Here is a 14,917-nt window from a genome sequence, read left to right on the forward strand (position 1 = left end):
ACATCAGTCGGTGCGAACCGACGCCACGACGACGGCGCAGGCCGCCCGCACCGCCTCCGCGCCCGCCTGCGTGTGGCGGCAGCCCACGCTGAGCTGCGCGTCGCGGTCGAGCACGACGAACCAGTCGACGACCGTGCCGCCCGGCTCCTCCTGGCGGTAGGAGGTGACCGGGCGCCCGGCGAGGTGGTCGCTGGGGTCGTAGCCGGAGAACGTGGAGCCTCCCGCCACCGCGGCGTCGTACGCGGACCGCAGCTCGGCCTGCGCCCGCTGCGGCTCGGCGGCCGTGTCGTAGCCGAGCCGGGAGTGCTCGACCGCGATCAGGTCGCTGCCCTCCGGGGCGGCCACCGGGCTGAGCAGCACCCTGCGCCGCTCCGGCAGCCCGCCGGTGTGCTCCCAGCCCGCGGGAACGGCGAGCCGGTAGCCGTACTGCACGAGGACGCCGGCCGGCAGCGCCTCGGCGGCGGGCGGCACGAGGAGCCGTCCGACCAGGAGCAACACGACGACGGCGACGGCAGCAGCGGTCCCGAGGAGTGCCACCCGCAGCGGTCGCCGGGGACGGGCGGGCAGCGGCGGCAGGTACGACGGGCCGTCGATGCGCGCTGCCGGGGTCCGAACCCCCGGCTCCATCGGGCACCGCAGTGCGCCCAGCACCGCTGCGGCCTCCGGCCTCGGGGCCACCTCCGCCCCCGCGACACCCGACTCGTCCACCACGCGGGCCAGCAACGGCATCCGGGCGAGGCCACCGATGAGCAGCACCCGCGGGGCGCCCGCCAGCACCTCGCGCAGCACACCGACCGCGGCCGTCAACGGCTCGGCGAGCAGCGGCCGCACTGCCGCGGCTGCTACGCCGTCCACGGCCGGGAGCAGCGACAACGCCTCCCGCACCGCCACCGGGTTCCGGCCGGTGCGTGTGGCCACCAGCTCGTCGAGGAGCCGCCCGCCCACCTCCGCCGCGGCGACGGCCAGCAGGTGGCCGTCCGGGGACAGCAGCGTGGCCTCCGCGAGGGACGCACCGACGTCGAGCACGGCTACCTCCCCCGGGCCTGCGGCCGCGAGCGGGGCGGGCACGGCGCTGACCCGGGCGGCCAGCCCGGCACACTCCCGCGCCCACCACGCCGCGCGGGCGGGCGGCCACCGCGCGGGGTGGACGAGCACCAGCTCCTCCGGCGGTGGCCCCACCAGCTCGGCGAGCAACGTGGCCACCCCGGGGCCCGGCGCGGGCAGCTCGGCGATCAGCCACGGCGGGCCGTCCACCTCCGCGCCCGCGACCCGCACGAAGCCGGCGCCCTCCTGGACGGCGACGCGAACGGGCCGCACTAGGCGTCCTCGTCCGGCGCCAGCCACGCGAGCTGGACGCGCCGGGCGGTGCGGCGCCGGTCGACCAGCACCCCGCGCCCCGGCGGCTCGGAGGCGGGCTTCGAGGTGCCGAGCAGGGCCCCCTCGTCGGGGCTGCCGTTCATGACGAGGCCGGGCGCGGCGAGCTCGCGCAGCCGCCCGAGCACCGGGTCGTAAAGGGCCCGCGCGGCGCCACCGCACCGCCGGGCGACCACCAGGTGCAGGCCGACGTCCTTGGCCTGCGCGAGGAACTCGACGAGCGGGAGCAGCGGGTTCGCGGTGCCACCGCCGGGGGCGACGAGGTCGTAGTCGTCGACGAGCACGTACACGTCGGGCCCGGTCCACCAGCTGCGTTCCCGCAGCTCACGGGGGGTGACGTCCGGGCCGGGCAGCCGCCTGCGCAGCGATGCGGCCACGTCGCGGGCAGCCGTGGCCGTGGCGTCCGGGGTGCTGGTGTAGCCGATCAGGTGGGAGTCCGGGACCACGCCGAGGAGGGTGCGGCGGTGGTCGACCACCACGATGCGCGCCTGTTCCGGCGCGAACGCGGTGACGACGCCGTGCGCGATCAGCCGCAGCAGTGCGGTCTTGCCGCTCTCCGCGTCGGCGAAGCACAGCAGGTGGGGGTCGGCGGCGGGGTCGAGCACAACCCGCGCGAGCCGCTCCTCGTCCACCCCGAGCGGGATCCCCGCGGCGCCGGGCGGCAGCCGGTCCAGGTCGATGCGGTCGGGCAGCAGCCGCACCGGGGCGACCCCCTCACCCGGCCAGCCACCCGCGATCCGGGCCACGAGCGCCGGTAGGTCGGCTGAGGAGGTGCGGGGTGCCGCGACCACGGCGGGCGCGCCGTCGGCAGCGAGCCCGTGCCCGGGCCGGGCGGGCACGGCGGCGGCCCGGCGCCGGTCGACCTCGGATTCGGCAGCCTCCCCCAGCCGCAGCTCGATGCGCCCGCCGACCAGGTCCTTCAGCGCTGGCCGCAGCTCGCTCCAGCGGGTGGCCGACAGCGCGACGTGCAGCCCGTAGGAGAGGCCTTGCGCTGCCAGTGGCACCAGCCGCGCCTCCAGGTCGTCGAACTCGCCCCGCAGGACGAGGTACCCGTCGACGACGAGCAGGACGTCGGTGGCCGGTTCGCCGGGGAACTCGCCTGCGGCGCGGCGAGCGCGGAAGGCCTCCACCGATGCGATCCCGTGCTCGCGGAAGAGCTGCTCGCGCCGCGCGAGCACGGCCGCGAACGCGGCGACCACCCGGCGCACGAGGTCCGGTTGCTGCCGGTCGGCCACGGTGCCGACGTGCGGGAGCCCGGCCAGCGCCGACAGGGCCCCGCCGCCGAAGTCGAGGACGTGCACGGCGAGCTCGTCGGGGGTGCTGGTGAGCGCCAGCGCCAGCACGGTGGTGGCGAGCGCGGACGACTTCCCGCTGCGCGGGGCGCCGACCACGGCGAGGTGCCCGGACCCACCGGCCAGGTCGACGAGGAGCGCGTCGCGACGCTGCTGGTAGGGCCGGTCGACGAGCCCGACCGCCACCCGCAACGGGCCGGTCGGCCCGCCCACCTCGTCCAGCGTCGGCGGGTCGGCTAGCGGGGGGAGCCAGACCCGGTGGGCGGGCGGACCGCTGCCGGCCATCGCCCCGATGACGGTGTCGAGGACGCTCGGCCCGTCGGCGGTGTCCTCGTCGGGCGGTGGTGCGTCGGGCACCCGTACCGGCGCCACGACGAACGGGTGCGCCCGCGGCCGCTGCGGGGCCGGGCCGGGCGATCGGGGCGCCGTGTCCGGACCGGACACGTACGCCGAGCGGAACCGGACCAGCTCCCCGGTGCCGGTGGCGAGGAACGCCGATCCGGGCGCGGACGGCAGCTGGTGCGCGTCCGGCACCCCGAGGACGGCGCGGGACTCCGCTGCGGAGAACGTGCGCAGGGCGATCCGGTACGACAGGTGCGACTCGAGCCCGCGCAGCCGTCCCTCGTCGAGGCGCTGCGAGGCGAGCAGCAGGTGCAGCCCGAGCGAGCGCCCGAGCCGTCCGATCGTGACGAGCAGGTCGATCAGCTCCGGCCGCTGCGCGAGCAGCTCGGAGAACTCGTCGACCACGACGAACAGGGCCGGCAGCGGTGGCAGGTCGGCGCCTGCGCGCCGGGCCGCGGCGTACTCGGTGATCCCGGCGAGGTTGCCCGCCGCCCTCAGCAGCTCCTGCCTGCGGTTGATCTCACCGGCGAGCGCGTCGGCCATCCGGTCGACGAGGCCGAGCTCGTCGGCGAGGTTCGTGATCACCGCGGAGACGTGCGGGAGGCCCGAGAGCCCGAGGAACGTGGCGCCGCCCTTGAAGTCGACGAGTACGAGGTTCAGCTCCTCGGACGAGTGCGCGGCGGCCAGGCCGAGCACGAGCGTGCGCAGCAGCTCGCTCTTGCCCGAACCGGTGGCGCCGATGCAGAGGCCGTGCGGCCCGCTGCCGCCGAGCGCCGCCTCCTTGAGGTCGAGGGCGACCGGTACACCGCTCTCGTCGACGCCGATCGGCACCCGCAGCCGGTCGGCCTCCGAGCGCGCCCAGCGGGCGCGCAGCGCGGCGATCCCGTCCGGGCCGGGCGCGAGGCCGAGCAGCGCGCGCAGCCCGGTCGGTGCCGCCGGAGCCGGGTCACCCGCGGTCGTGACCTCCGCCGCGCGGTGCCGCGCGAGCCTGCGGGCCAGTGCCGTGGCCTCCGCGACGGTGAGAGCGTCGGGACGCCCGATCACGAGGGGCTGGTCGTCACCACCGCCGCGCAGCAGGAGGTCCGGCGCGACCAGCAGCCGCACCACCGACGGCGCCGGGCGCCTGCCCGTCGGTGCCCCTACGCGCAGCACGGTGACGCCCGCGACCCCGGCCCACGCCCCCGGCCCCTCCGCCACGTCGTCGACCACCACCAGCAGGTGTGGCTCCCCGAGGCCGGGGCCGGGTGGGCGGCCCGCGAGCTCGGCGAGCCACCAGTGCCGCACGTCGCCCGCCTCCGCGGTGATCATCCGCAGCGGCCCGACCACGTCGTGGCGGCGCGGGTGCCCGGCGTGCGGCAGCCACTTCACCCACTCCCACTCGTGCGCCAGCGACGGCGGCGCCACCACGGCGAGCAGCGCGTCGGCCGGCGCGTGCCACAGCGCGTACTGGACGACGACGGCGCGAGCCAGCGCGCGGACGCGGTCGATCCCGGCCCCCGCCGGCTCCAACCACACCGTGCCGCTCGCCCGCAACGACAGCGCGACCGGCAGGTCGGGCACGACCGCGTGGTTCAGCAGGAAGCGGCGCAGCGCGAGCGCGGTGATCGGTTCGAGACCGTCGACGGGCCCGGTCTGCGGCGGCACCAGCCGGGTGGCGATGCGCTGAGCACCCCGGCCGACGCGGACGTGGGCGAAGTCGGGATCGGACGGCCTGCGCTCCCACATCCGGCCCGCCCGCAACACAGCAGGCCATGCCGACGGTTCCGGGTGCGACCACTCCAGGGCCGCCCGCTGCTCGGCCGCGATGCCCCGGACCCGCTCCCGCAGCACGGACAGGTACCGCAGGTAGTCGCGGCGGTCCTCGTCGATGTCGGCCGCGCGGCTGCCTCCCCCGCGACCGCCGCCGGCGAGCAGCATGCCGAGCGAGGAGATCGCGAACATCCCGCCGAACAGCCACGACGTCGGTTCGCGCACGCCGAGCACGGCGATGAAGCCCACCGAGCCGACGAGCATGACCAGCGGGAGCATCCGCTGCAGCACCCCCGCCGGGACGACCCGCTCCGGCTCGGGCGGCGGTTCCAGCGTGAGCTCGCCGCCCGGCATCCGGGGTGGTGCGGTACGCGACCGGCCGGTGCTCATGTTCGGACTCCACGAGTTCTGCGGATCGGCCCCGCGGGGGCCCCGAGCGCTGCGATGCTAGGCAGCCGACGGGCGGCGCCGGGGCCGTTTGGAAGAACTCGTCCACCCGGTGCCGCGGAAGGGACCACATGCTCACCGCAGGTCAGGAGGCGCCGTTCCGCGCGCCGTACTGCCGCGTCACCGTGCTGGCGCCACGGGCCACCGTGGACGTGGCGCTGCCCGCGGACGTGCCGGTGGCCGAGCTGGTCCCGATGATGCTCGACCTCGTCGGCGAGCCCGTGTTCGGCGTGCGGCCGGTGCCGTGGCGGCTCGCCGGGGCCGCAGGCGCGCCGCTCCCGCCCGGAGCGTCGCTCGCCGAGCTGGGCGTGCCGGACGGCGAGCTGCTGCGGCTCGTGCCGGACGTCCCGCCACCGCCGCCACCGGTCTTCGACGACCCCGTCGACGCGCTCGCCTCCGGCGCGGGCGGCGCCGCGGCCGACGGCAGGCGCTTCGCCGCCGCTGCGGTGCTGGTGGTCGCCGCGACGGCTGCTGTGCTGCTCGCGATGGGCCCGCCCGGCACCGCGGTGGTGCGGGCGGTGGTCGCCACGCTCGCGGCCGGGGCCGCGGTCGGCCTGGCGGCGCGGTCGGCCCGGGTGGAGCCGGATGCCCACACCCATCTCGCCGGGTCCACCGCCGCTCTCGCGGCCGTGCCGTTCGCCGCCGCGGCGGGTTGGGCGGCGCTACCCGGGTCGTCCGCCGCGGCGCAGCTGCTGCTCGCCACCGCCGCTGCCGGCACGGTCGCCGCGGGCGCCCAGATCGCCCTCAGGGTGGTGGCACCGGCGCTCGTCGCCGTCGTGGTGGCTGCCGTACCGGTGGGGCTGGGCGCGCTCGTGGTGTTGCGGTTCGGCAGCCCGCCCTCGTCCGTCGCCGCTGCCGTCGGTGCGCTCGCCGTCGCCGCGGGGCCGCTGCTGCCCCGCGTCGCGCTGCGGCTGTCCGGGCTGCCGCGCCCGCTGGTGCCTGCCGACAGCTCCGAGCTCATCGACGCCGACCGCGGTCCCGACATCCTGCCGCCCGACGAGTTCGCGGAGCGCTCCGCACTCGCCCGCGGCTACCTCGCCGGGCTCGCAGGCGGGTGCGCCGCTCTCGCCGTCGCCGGGGCGCTCCCGGCCGCGGCCGCGGGCGGCTGGGCCGGGCCCGCGCTGGCCTGCGTGATCATCGCGGTGCTCGGCCTGCGCGCCCGCGGTTTCGCCGACCCGGCGCCGTCGCGCACGCTGCTCGGCTGCGCGGTCGTCGGCCTGGCCGGGCTCGCGGTCCTCACGGCGGCCCACCCCGAACCGCTGCCCCGGCTGGTCGCGATCGGGGTCCTGCTCGCGGCGACGGGGCTGGACCTCGTCGCCATCGGCCGGAGTACCCAGGCCGGGTCGCCGGTCTCGCGGCGGGCGATCGACCTGGTCGACGTGGTCCTCGTCGCAGTGGCGGTGCCGCTGGCGCTCGCCGCGATGGACCTGTTCCGCCTGGTGCGCGGGCTGTGAGCACCCGGCGGTCGCGCACCGGGATCGGCATCGCGGCGGCGGCCCTCGTGGGGGTCGCCCCGATCGTCGCCGTCCCGGACGTGCCCGGCGTGCCGGCCGCGGTCGCCCTCGCCTCCGTGGCGCAGCCGGGCCCGCTCGCCGAGCCGGCGCCGCCCGGGCCGCCCCGCGTGACGGTGGCACCTCCCCGGGGCCTGCGGCCCGGCCCGGCCGCGGGGATCCGGGCCACCACGCGCTGCGCCCCGCCACGCGCCGACGCACCGGACGTCCCATCGGGCCCGGGCAGCGTCTCGGCCCGGCTGCGCCTCGACGACGTGCACCAGCTCGCCACGGGACGCGGCCAGGTCGTCGCCGTGATCGACACGGGGATCGCCCCGCACCCGCTCCTGGGCTCCCGGCTGCGTGGTGGCGGCGACTACCTCATCGGCGGCGAGGGCCTCGACGACTGCGACGGCCACGGCACCGCCGTCGCGGGGCTGCTCGCGGGCGGGCCGGTCCGCGGCGAGCGCTCCGACACGCCCGTCGGGATCGCCCCGCAGGCGCAGCTGCTCGCGATCCGCCAGTCCAGCCCGTCGTTCGACGTGCCCGCCCCCGACGGCGGGCGCCGCGCGGCGGGCGACACCGGCACCCTCGCCGACGCCGTGGTACTCGGGGTTCGCTCCGGTGCGGACGTCATCAACATCTCCGAGGCGGTCTGCCTGCCCGCCGCCCGGGCGGCGCAGGCGGGGGCGGCGCTGCAGGCGGCGTTGCGCGCCGCCGCCACGGCGGACGTCGTGGTGGTCGCCGCAGCCGGCAACATCGGATCCGGCTCCTGCACGGCCGACGGCCCGGGCCAGGTCGCCCTCCCCGGCTGGTACGACGCCGACGTGCTGACGGTCGGGGCGGTCGGGCCGGACGACGCCCCGGCTCCGTTCACGATGCCCGGCCCGTGGGTCGACGTGGCGGCCCCAGGTACGGGGTTGCGGTCGCTGGCGGTGGGTGGCGGCACCACCGGCGGCCTCGACGGCACCAGCTTCGCGGCGCCGTGGGTGGCGGGGCTCGCCGCGCTGGTCCGCGAGCGGTTCCCCGAGCTCACGGCCGCCGAGGTGGTGGACCGCATCCTGGCCACCGCGCGCAGGGCCCCGGCGGACGGCGGCGCCATCGGACACGGCGTGGTGGACCCGGTCGCCGCTCTCACCGCCCTTCCCGCCCGCCTCACCCCCGCCCCGGAAGGGCTGGCGAACATCGCCGCGCTGGTGGCCGACCTTCCCGGCACGCGTCCCGCCGCAGGTGAGCCCCCTTCCCCCGCTCCCCCCGTGGACCTGATGGCCGCGGCGGTCCTTCTCGCGGCGGCCGGGATCTCGGTGCTGGTGATGCGCCGCCGGCCGAGGCGCGGTTAGGGCTCAGCTCTCAACCGGAGCCCCTTTCCGACGAACGGCGCGTTCGTCGGATAGGTACCGACGAACGCGCCGTTCGTCGGAGGGGCTACGGCTCCTTGAGCACGTCGACCACCTGACCGGCCGCGGCCAGATCCAGGGTCGGTCCTGTCGGTAGCAGGCGCAGCGCCGCCTCCGGGGCTGGACCGGCGGCGGTTATGCCCAGCGCGGCCGCCGTGTCCTCGTCGGCCACCGCGTGGGCGACGCCGCTGCCCGATACCAGCCACAGCGGCCCGGTGGCGGGGTCTCGCCCCGGTCCGGTGCCGCGGACGGCCCCGCCCGGGCCGACCGCCACGGCGTCGAGGCGGTCGCCGGGCCCGTCGGCCTGCGCGAGCCGCACCGGGACCCGACCCGCGAGCGGCGGCGCCGCGCCGGTCCAGACGGCGCCGATCGGGTCGCCGCCGGCCCCCCACGCCCAGCACAGCACCGGCGCTTCCGGCGCCTCCGCCAGCCGCGGGGCGACCTCAGGCCAACCCGCGACGGGCAGCTCGTCGACGACGGCGGCGTCCGCCAGCTCCGCGGCCCCGACCGGTCGCGGCTCGCGCGCCCCGGAGGCGGCCGTCAGCAGCTCGGCCAGCACCGCGGGCACCTCCTGCACCCCGCCGCCGAGCACGACGTAGTGCTGCGCCGCCCCGCCGGGTGGGCGGGCGACGAGGACGTCGCCGATCCGGCCGGGCAGCCCGTCAGGGGCCCGCCTGCCGCGCCCGGGCACGGCCGGGTTGACCAGCGGCGGCCCCTCGGGCAGCAGCGACAGCAGCGCAGGGGCCACCGCTCGCGGCACCCGCCCGGTGATGCCGAGCGCCGCGGCGAGGCGGCCGTCCTCGGCGTCGACGCGGTGCCGCCGGCCCGCCATGACGAGCCAGGTGGCGTCGTCCGCGGCGAGCAGCACACCCGCCTCGGCCGGGTCGGGCGCGAGCGGCGGGGCGCCGCCGATCACCGTGGTGTCCACGAGGGCGCCGTCGGACGTGACGGAGTCGCAGACCGCCCAGCTCGGCGGCACCGGGGGGCCGTCGGGCCGCACGGCCAGCGCGCCCGGGACGGCGGCGGCCGGCGTGCGCGGGGCCCCGTCGAGGAGGGCGTCCGGCACTGGGACGGGGGTGGCCGACGCCGGGTCCGCATCGGTGCTCCCACCTGCGCGCAGAGCGGCGAGCACGAGCCGGGCAGCGGGCAGGTTGGCCACCGGGACGAGCCGGTCGGGGCCGTGGGCCACCGCGTACATGGCGCCGGAGCCCGCGCCGACCACCACGGCCTGGCGCGTCCAGTCCGGCTGCGGCGACACCGCGGCGAGCACGGCGGCCCCGCACAGCCCGAGCATCCCGAGCACGACGCCTGCCAGCGCGGCGCGCCGCTGCGACCGGATCTGCTCGTGCAGCGGCACCGGGTCGCCGCGCACCAGCGCAGCCTCGAGCCGCCGCAGGCCGAAGCGGTAGGCGTCGGCCTGGTCGCGGGTGGCCGGTGCCGGGACGACGGTCGCTCGGCGGGACACGGGCCGACGTTAGCGGCGGGACCGGTTCCGGCGTGGGCGTTCGGAGGAATCCGCGCGACGCCCCCAACCGCATCTCCACGGACGTGGTCCTCCCAGGTGTCCGCACCCACGATCCGGGAGGTTCCGATGCGCCGGCGCCAGAGCACCCATGAGCCGAGACCCACGACCGCATGGCGGATCGCCCGTGCCGTCGCCGCCGCGATCGTCGCCACCGCCACGCTCGGGGGTTGCGCCGTGAGCGTCGAGGGGGTCCCCCATGCCCAGTCGCAGGCGGCCTCGCCCACTCCGCCGAGCACCGCGACGCCGAGCCGGCCGGGTGTGTCGTCGCTGTCGGACCTCGACCGGGATGCCGCCGTGTACGCGGAGTGGGTGTCGAACGGCTGGAAGCCGAGCCCGCTGCTGTCGGTGACCGACCCGGCCACCGGGGTGAGGGCCTGGCTGTTCGGCCCGGCTGAACGCGTCGACGCAGGCACCCCGGGCATCCGGTACCAGTCTGCCGGCGCTCCCGCGCACGTCGTCAACTGGTTCGGGGTCGTACCGATCCCCGCCGGCCGTGCCCTCGACGCCGAGCAGGCCGCGGCGGACACGGCAAGGTCGAGGGGCGGCCGGATCGTCAGCGCCGAGCCGGTCGCCGCGCACGGCTACCGGGGGCTCGACGTGCGCATCGAGTTCATCGATCGGAGGGGCAGGCCGATCGTCGACCTGTTCCGGTTCCTCGAGCTGCCGCGGCACCTGGTCGGGATCGAGTCGGTCGGCTTGGCGAGCGACGAGCGGGTGTTGAACCAGGTCCAGGAAATCGTGGCCGGCAAGCTCACCTTCACGACCGTCTAGCCGAGTGATTCCGAACTTGCTCGTCCAGTACCCAGCCCTAGCCGACCGAGATGGCGTCCAGCCGCTCCCGCAGGAACGGCGCGGAGACCACCGGCTCCAGGTCCGCGTGCCGCCCGACCGGTGGCGCGAGGGGCGTGACCAGCGCGTCGTGGTCGAGCTCGAAGAAGAACACCAGCGAGACGAGCTCCTCGTTCGGGGCGTCGGGCTGGGGTGGGAGCACGCGGTGCCGGCCCGAGCGCCAGCGCAGCCCGCTCCAGTGGGCGAGCAGGTCGCCCGCGTTGACGGTGAACGCGGCCGGGTCGTACGGGGCGTCGGCCCATCCGGTGCCGTCGACGTCGACCTGCAGACCGCCCGCGCCCGGCTCCCGGTCGAGCACGGTGACCGTGCCGAAGTCGGTGTGAGCGCCGATCCGGAACTGGCCCGGCTCCGGCTCGCCGACCTCGGTGAGCGGCGGGTAGCGATTGATGTTGAATGTCCAGGTCGGGTTCCCCGCGAGCGCGGTCAGGGTGTCGCGCGGCAGGCCGAGCGCGTCGGCGCACACCTCCAGTAGCTCGAGCGACACCGTCGTCATCGCCGCGACGTAGCGGGCGACCGCCTCCCGCAGCTCCGGCACCTCGGCCGGCCACACGTTCGGCGGGAACCACACCGCGTCCACCGCGGGGTCTCCGGTTGGTGTCTCCGGGCCGACGGCGAACGACTCCTTGAGGTCGGGCGGGGTCTCCACCCCCTCGACGTTGCCGTTGGCCTCCACGCCGGGCGCGAGCCAGCCCCGCCCGCCGATCCGCACGGCGTACTTCTGCTTGACCTCGGTGGGAAGTGCGAAGAACCGCCGCGCGGCGGCCCGGACGTCCGCACGCAGGGCGTCGTCCACGCCGTGGCCGGCCGCGAGCAGGAACCCGGCCTTCTGCAGGCCCTCGTCCACGGTCGGGCCGACGGTCGGGTCGCCCGCGCGCCAGGCGGACAGGTCGACGGTTGGGATCATGAAGGGACCTCTCCGATGTCCTCGTACCAGAGCTCGGGGCGGGCGGTGATGAAGTCGGTCATGAGCGCTACGCAGCGCTCGTCGTCGAGCACGGTGATCTGCACGCCGTGCTCGGCGAGCCAGTCGTGCCCGCCCGAGAACGTCTGCGCCTCCCCGACCACCACGGCCCCGATCCCGAACTGGCGCACCAGCCCCGAGCAGTACCAGCACGGCGAGAGCGTGGTGACCATGATCGTGCTGCGGTAGTCCCGCTGCCGGCCGGCGGCCCGGAAAGCCGCGGTCTCGGCGTGCATCGACGGGTCGCCGTCCTGCACGCGGCGGTTGTGCCCGCGGCCGAGCAGGGTGCCGTCGGCGGCGAACAGGGCCGCCCCGATGGGGATGCCACCCTCGTCGAGGCCGGCCTTCGCCTCGTCGAGCGCGACGTCGAGCAACAGAGCGGGATCGGGAGCCACGGGCGTCACTCTGCGGTCCCCGCGGTGCCCCCCGCAAGCCTCGGGAAGAGGAGCGCGTACACCGCGGCGGACAGCAAGAAGCCGACGACGAACGCCAGGTCACCGACGCCGGGCACGAGCGCCGGCACCAGGCCGGTGAACAGCGCCTGGTTGGCGAACAGGGGCACCGAGACCAGGATGCCCACCAGCAGCGCGACGACGCCTGCGTGGTTGCGGTAGCCGCGGTCGTAGAGCATCCCGACCGGCAGCCCGCGGCGGCGCAGGTACTGGTCGGTGAGCACCACCCCGAGCCACGGCCCGACCCAGTAGACGATGACGAGCAGGAACGCCTCGTAGCTGTGTGCCGCATCGGCGAGCGCGACCAGCGCGATCACGAACCCGACCACGCCGAACGCCAGCGCCACGACGGCGCGCGCCCAGCGCAGCGGCACGTCGACGCCGAGGCTGAGGAACGCCATCGCGCCCGAGTAGACGTTCAGCACGTTGGCGGCCACCGCGCCGAGCGCGATCGCGAGCAGGGTGAGCGCCGCGAGCGCGCCGGGCAGCACGCCGACGAACGCCGTTGCGGGGTTGTCCGACGACACCCCGGCGGCCGCCGTGGCGCTGAGCGAGGCGGCGCCGACGATCATCAGCACGCTCGTCGACCCGAACAGCCCCAGCCCCGCGGCGAGGCCGGTGCGCAGCGGCGGCGCGTCGGCGGGCAGGTAGCGCGCGTAGTCGGCCGCGTACGGCGTCCAGCCCGCGGTGTAGCCGACGACCGCCCCGACGGTGAGCAGGAACCCGCCGACACCTCCCGTGCCGCCGTCCGCCGGCAGGTAGCCCGGGTCTGAGCGGGCGAGCACGATCACCGCGCCGATCGCGAACACGACCGCGAGCACCGGGAACGCGAACCGCTCGAACGCCTGCACGAGGTTGTGCCCGAAGAAGGCGACGCCCATCTGCACCAGCACGACGACGACCAGCCACACCGCGGCGGGCATGCCGGTCAGCGACTCCAGCGCGAACGCGGCGCTGACGCTGTTCACGGCGAACCAGCCGAAGCCGGACGTGATCGTCATCAGCGCCGACGGCACGGCGTTGCCGCGGTAGCCGAACGCCGCCCTGCCGAGGACCATCTGCGGCACCCCGACCGAAGGGGCCCGCGCCGACAGGGCCCCGTGGGCCAGCGCGGAGATCGCGTTGCCGAGCAGGATGGCCGCGACGGCCTGCGGGAACGTCAACCCGAACGCGGACACGGACAGGACACCGACGAAGATCGTCGCGAACTCGAGGTTCGGCGACGTCCACGTCCAGAACAGCTGGCGGGGCCGCCCGTGCCGCTCGGCGGCGGGGATCGGCTCGTTGCCACCCGGCTCGACGGCCGCCACCCGGTCGCCGTAGTTGCGGTCGGCTGCGGTGGCAGCGGGTGATTGCTCGGCGGTCACCGGATCACTCTCGACGGCGGCCGTCGCCGGTGCAACGGCCCGGCCAGTTGGTTAACAGTGATGTTCCTTGCCGAGCGCTCAGCTCCGGGGGACGCGCAGCCGCCGCGTGGCCTCGGCGCGAGCAGCGAGCTCGGCGTCGGGCGGGTAGTCCACCGCGACGAGGGTGAGCCCGTGGGCGGGTGCCACCGGCACCTCGCTGGCGCGCTCCACGCGCCGCAGCAGGTCCGCGGGCCAGCCCGCCGCCCGCCTGCCCCGCCCGACGTCCAGCAGCGCACCGACGAGGCTGCGCACCATCGAGTGGCAGAACGCGTCGGCCGACACCGCTGCCTGCACCACACCGTCGGCATCGCGCGTCCAGGTCAGCTCCTGCAACGCCCGCACCGTGGTGGCGCCCTCCCTGCGCTTGCAGAACGCGGCGAAGTCGTGCTCCCCGAGCAGCCCGTCCGATGCCGCCTGCACCGCCTCGAGGTCGAGCGGGTGGGGCCAGGAGAGCGTGTCCCGGGCGCGCAGCGGCTCGGCGCCGTACGGGGCCGTGGCGACCCGGTAGCGGTAGTGGCGGCGCAGCGCGGAGAAGCGGGCGTCGAACTCGTCGAGCGCGGGGGTCACGGCCCGCACGCGCACGTCCGGTGGCAGCAGCCGTGCCAGCCTGCGCACCAGCCACCCCGGATCGAGGTCCTCCGCCATGTCGGCGTGGGCGACCTGGCCGCTCGCGTGTACGCCGGCGTCGGTGCGGCCGGCCACGGTGAGCGACACCGGGTACCGCAGGACCACGCCGAGGGCCTCCTCGAGCACCCCGCAAACCGTGCGGCGGCCGGGCTGGCGAGCCCACCCGGAGAAGTCGGTGCCGTCGTAGGAGATGTCGAGCCGGAACCGGGACACCGGTGGAACGCCGACGAGCCCGCCGTCCGGGTGGGCGGCGGGCTCGACGGGATGCGGCTGCGTGATCAGGACTCCTCGGAGTCGCCGTCCTCACGCTGGGAGGCGGGCAGCTCGAAACCGGCGGCCTCTGCGGCCTCCGGCGTGGCGAACCAGACCTCGGCCACGGTGCGGTCGTAGTGCACCGACCCGGGCACGTGGTACAGCTTCGAGTCCTCGTTGCCCTTGACCGGGAAGCCCTCCGGGGCCTCGTTCGGGTCGTCCAACGGGGCGTGGCTGCCCTCGCCGTACGGCGCGGCCTCGGTGGAGGTGCTCTCCTCGACGGCCTCGGTGGACTCGGCCACGGGTGCGGCCTCCTCGGCGGGCGCCGGAGCAGCGGACTTCTGCTGCTGCGACGCCGCGACGCGGCGGGCGCGGTCGGCCTCGTCGGTGACGGTCTTCTGCGCGACCAGCTCGATCACGGCCATGGGGGCGTTGTCGCCCTTGCGCGGCAGCGTCTTGGTGATCCGCGTGTAGCCACCGTTGCGGTCGGAGAAGAACGGACCGATCTCTTCGACGAGCCGGTGCACGATGTCCTTGCGCCGGATCACCTTGAGGATCTCGCGGCGGTTGTGCAGGTCGCCCCGCTTCGCCTTGGTGATCAGCCGCTCCGCGTACGGCCGCAGCCGGCGCGCCTTCGCCTCGGTGGTGGTGATCCGACCGTGCTCGAAGAGCGCCGTGGCCAGGTTGGCCAGGATCAGCCGCTGGTGCGCGGGCGACCCGCCGAGACGGGGGCCCTTGGTGGGCTGAGGCATGG

Annotated in this window: 11 protein-coding genes; 3 read left to right on the top strand and 8 right to left on the bottom strand. The window is 76.5% G+C overall.

Going from position 1 to position 14,917, the window contains the following annotated elements:
• Positions 1–3: 3 nt before the first annotated feature.
• Both FB388_RS32785 and eccCa read right to left on the bottom strand, forming a co-directional pair.
• Positions 4–1,317 (bottom strand): type VII secretion-associated protein, encoded by a 1,314-nt coding sequence (locus FB388_RS32785; RefSeq protein ID WP_142106584.1) that lies wholly within the window; start codon positions 1,315–1,317, stop codon positions 4–6.
• Positions 1,317–5,147 carry a type VII secretion protein EccCa gene (gene eccCa / locus FB388_RS32790; protein ID WP_142106585.1) on the bottom strand — a complete coding sequence of 1,277 codons (3,831 nt, stop codon included), beginning with the start codon at positions 5,145–5,147 and terminating at the stop codon, positions 1,317–1,319. The genes FB388_RS32785 and eccCa overlap by 1 nt, the downstream gene beginning before the upstream one ends.
• Before the next feature lie 128 nt (positions 5,148–5,275).
• Between eccCa and eccD the strand changes: the two genes are divergently transcribed.
• Entirely contained in the window at positions 5,276–6,658 is a 1,383-nt protein-coding gene (gene eccD / locus FB388_RS32795; protein ID WP_142106586.1) for a type VII secretion integral membrane protein EccD, read from the top strand.
• On the top strand, positions 6,655–8,034 hold the full coding sequence (gene mycP / locus FB388_RS32800; protein WP_142106587.1) for a type VII secretion-associated serine protease mycosin: 1,380 nt from the start codon (positions 6,655–6,657) through the stop codon (positions 8,032–8,034). Before eccD ends, mycP begins: the two co-directional genes overlap by 4 nt.
• Before the next feature lie 85 nt (positions 8,035–8,119).
• Here mycP and eccB read toward each other — a convergent pair whose 3' ends face one another.
• The gene (gene eccB / locus FB388_RS32805) at positions 8,120–9,556 is read right to left on the bottom strand and encodes a type VII secretion protein EccB (RefSeq protein ID WP_142106588.1); all 1,437 of its coding nucleotides are present in this window, start codon (positions 9,554–9,556) and stop codon (positions 8,120–8,122) included.
• A gap of 126 nt (positions 9,557–9,682) precedes the next feature.
• Between eccB and FB388_RS32810 the strand changes: the two genes are divergently transcribed.
• Positions 9,683–10,387, top strand: a complete 705-nt coding sequence (locus FB388_RS32810; RefSeq protein ID WP_142106589.1) for a hypothetical protein — start codon at positions 9,683–9,685, stop codon at positions 10,385–10,387.
• A 37-nt stretch (positions 10,388–10,424) separates the two neighbouring features.
• Here the strand turns inward: FB388_RS32810 and FB388_RS32815 are convergent, their stop codons facing one another.
• The 5 genes from FB388_RS32815 to rplQ form a co-directional block, all read right to left on the bottom strand.
• Positions 10,425–11,369, bottom strand: coding sequence for an isopenicillin N synthase family dioxygenase (locus tag FB388_RS32815; RefSeq protein ID WP_142106590.1), 945 nt, complete (start codon positions 11,367–11,369; stop codon positions 10,425–10,427).
• Positions 11,366–11,821 carry a nucleoside deaminase gene (locus FB388_RS32820; RefSeq protein WP_211362403.1) on the bottom strand — a complete coding sequence of 152 codons (456 nt, stop codon included), beginning with the start codon at positions 11,819–11,821 and terminating at the stop codon, positions 11,366–11,368. Before FB388_RS32820 ends, FB388_RS32815 begins: the two co-directional genes overlap by 4 nt.
• A gap of 5 nt (positions 11,822–11,826) precedes the next feature.
• Positions 11,827–13,245, bottom strand: coding sequence for a purine-cytosine permease family protein (locus FB388_RS32825; protein ID WP_142106591.1), 1,419 nt, complete (start codon positions 13,243–13,245; stop codon positions 11,827–11,829).
• A gap of 78 nt (positions 13,246–13,323) precedes the next feature.
• The gene (gene truA, locus FB388_RS32830) at positions 13,324–14,124 is read right to left on the bottom strand and encodes a tRNA pseudouridine(38-40) synthase TruA (protein ID WP_142106592.1); all 801 of its coding nucleotides are present in this window, start codon (positions 14,122–14,124) and stop codon (positions 13,324–13,326) included.
• Between the two features lie 65 nt (positions 14,125–14,189).
• Positions 14,190–14,915, bottom strand: a complete 726-nt coding sequence (gene rplQ / locus FB388_RS40650; RefSeq protein WP_142106593.1) for a 50S ribosomal protein L17, sunset domain variant — start codon at positions 14,913–14,915, stop codon at positions 14,190–14,192.
• Positions 14,916–14,917: the final 2 nt, after the last annotated feature.

The sequence above is a fragment of the Pseudonocardia cypriaca genome, assembly GCF_006717045.1.
GTDB classification, from domain to species: Bacteria; Actinomycetota; Actinomycetes; order Mycobacteriales; family Pseudonocardiaceae; genus Pseudonocardia; species Pseudonocardia cypriaca.

Bases quoted from the DNA above. Each gene is read 5' to 3' on its own strand.
- eccCa (WP_142106585.1), bottom strand. From the start codon at position 5,147: ATGAGCACCGGCCGGTCGCGTACCGCACCACCCCGGATGCCGGGCGGC.
- eccD (WP_142106586.1), top strand. From the start codon at position 5,276: ATGCTCACCGCAGGTCAGGAGGCGCCGTTCCGCGCGCCGTACTGCCGC.
- FB388_RS32810 (WP_142106589.1), top strand. From the start codon at position 9,683: ATGCGCCGGCGCCAGAGCACCCATGAGCCGAGACCCACGACCGCATGG.
- FB388_RS32815 (WP_142106590.1), bottom strand. From the start codon at position 11,369: ATGATCCCAACCGTCGACCTGTCCGCCTGGCGCGCGGGCGACCCGACC.
- rplQ (WP_142106593.1), bottom strand. From the start codon at position 14,915: ATGCCTCAGCCCACCAAGGGCCCCCGTCTCGGCGGGTCGCCCGCGCAC.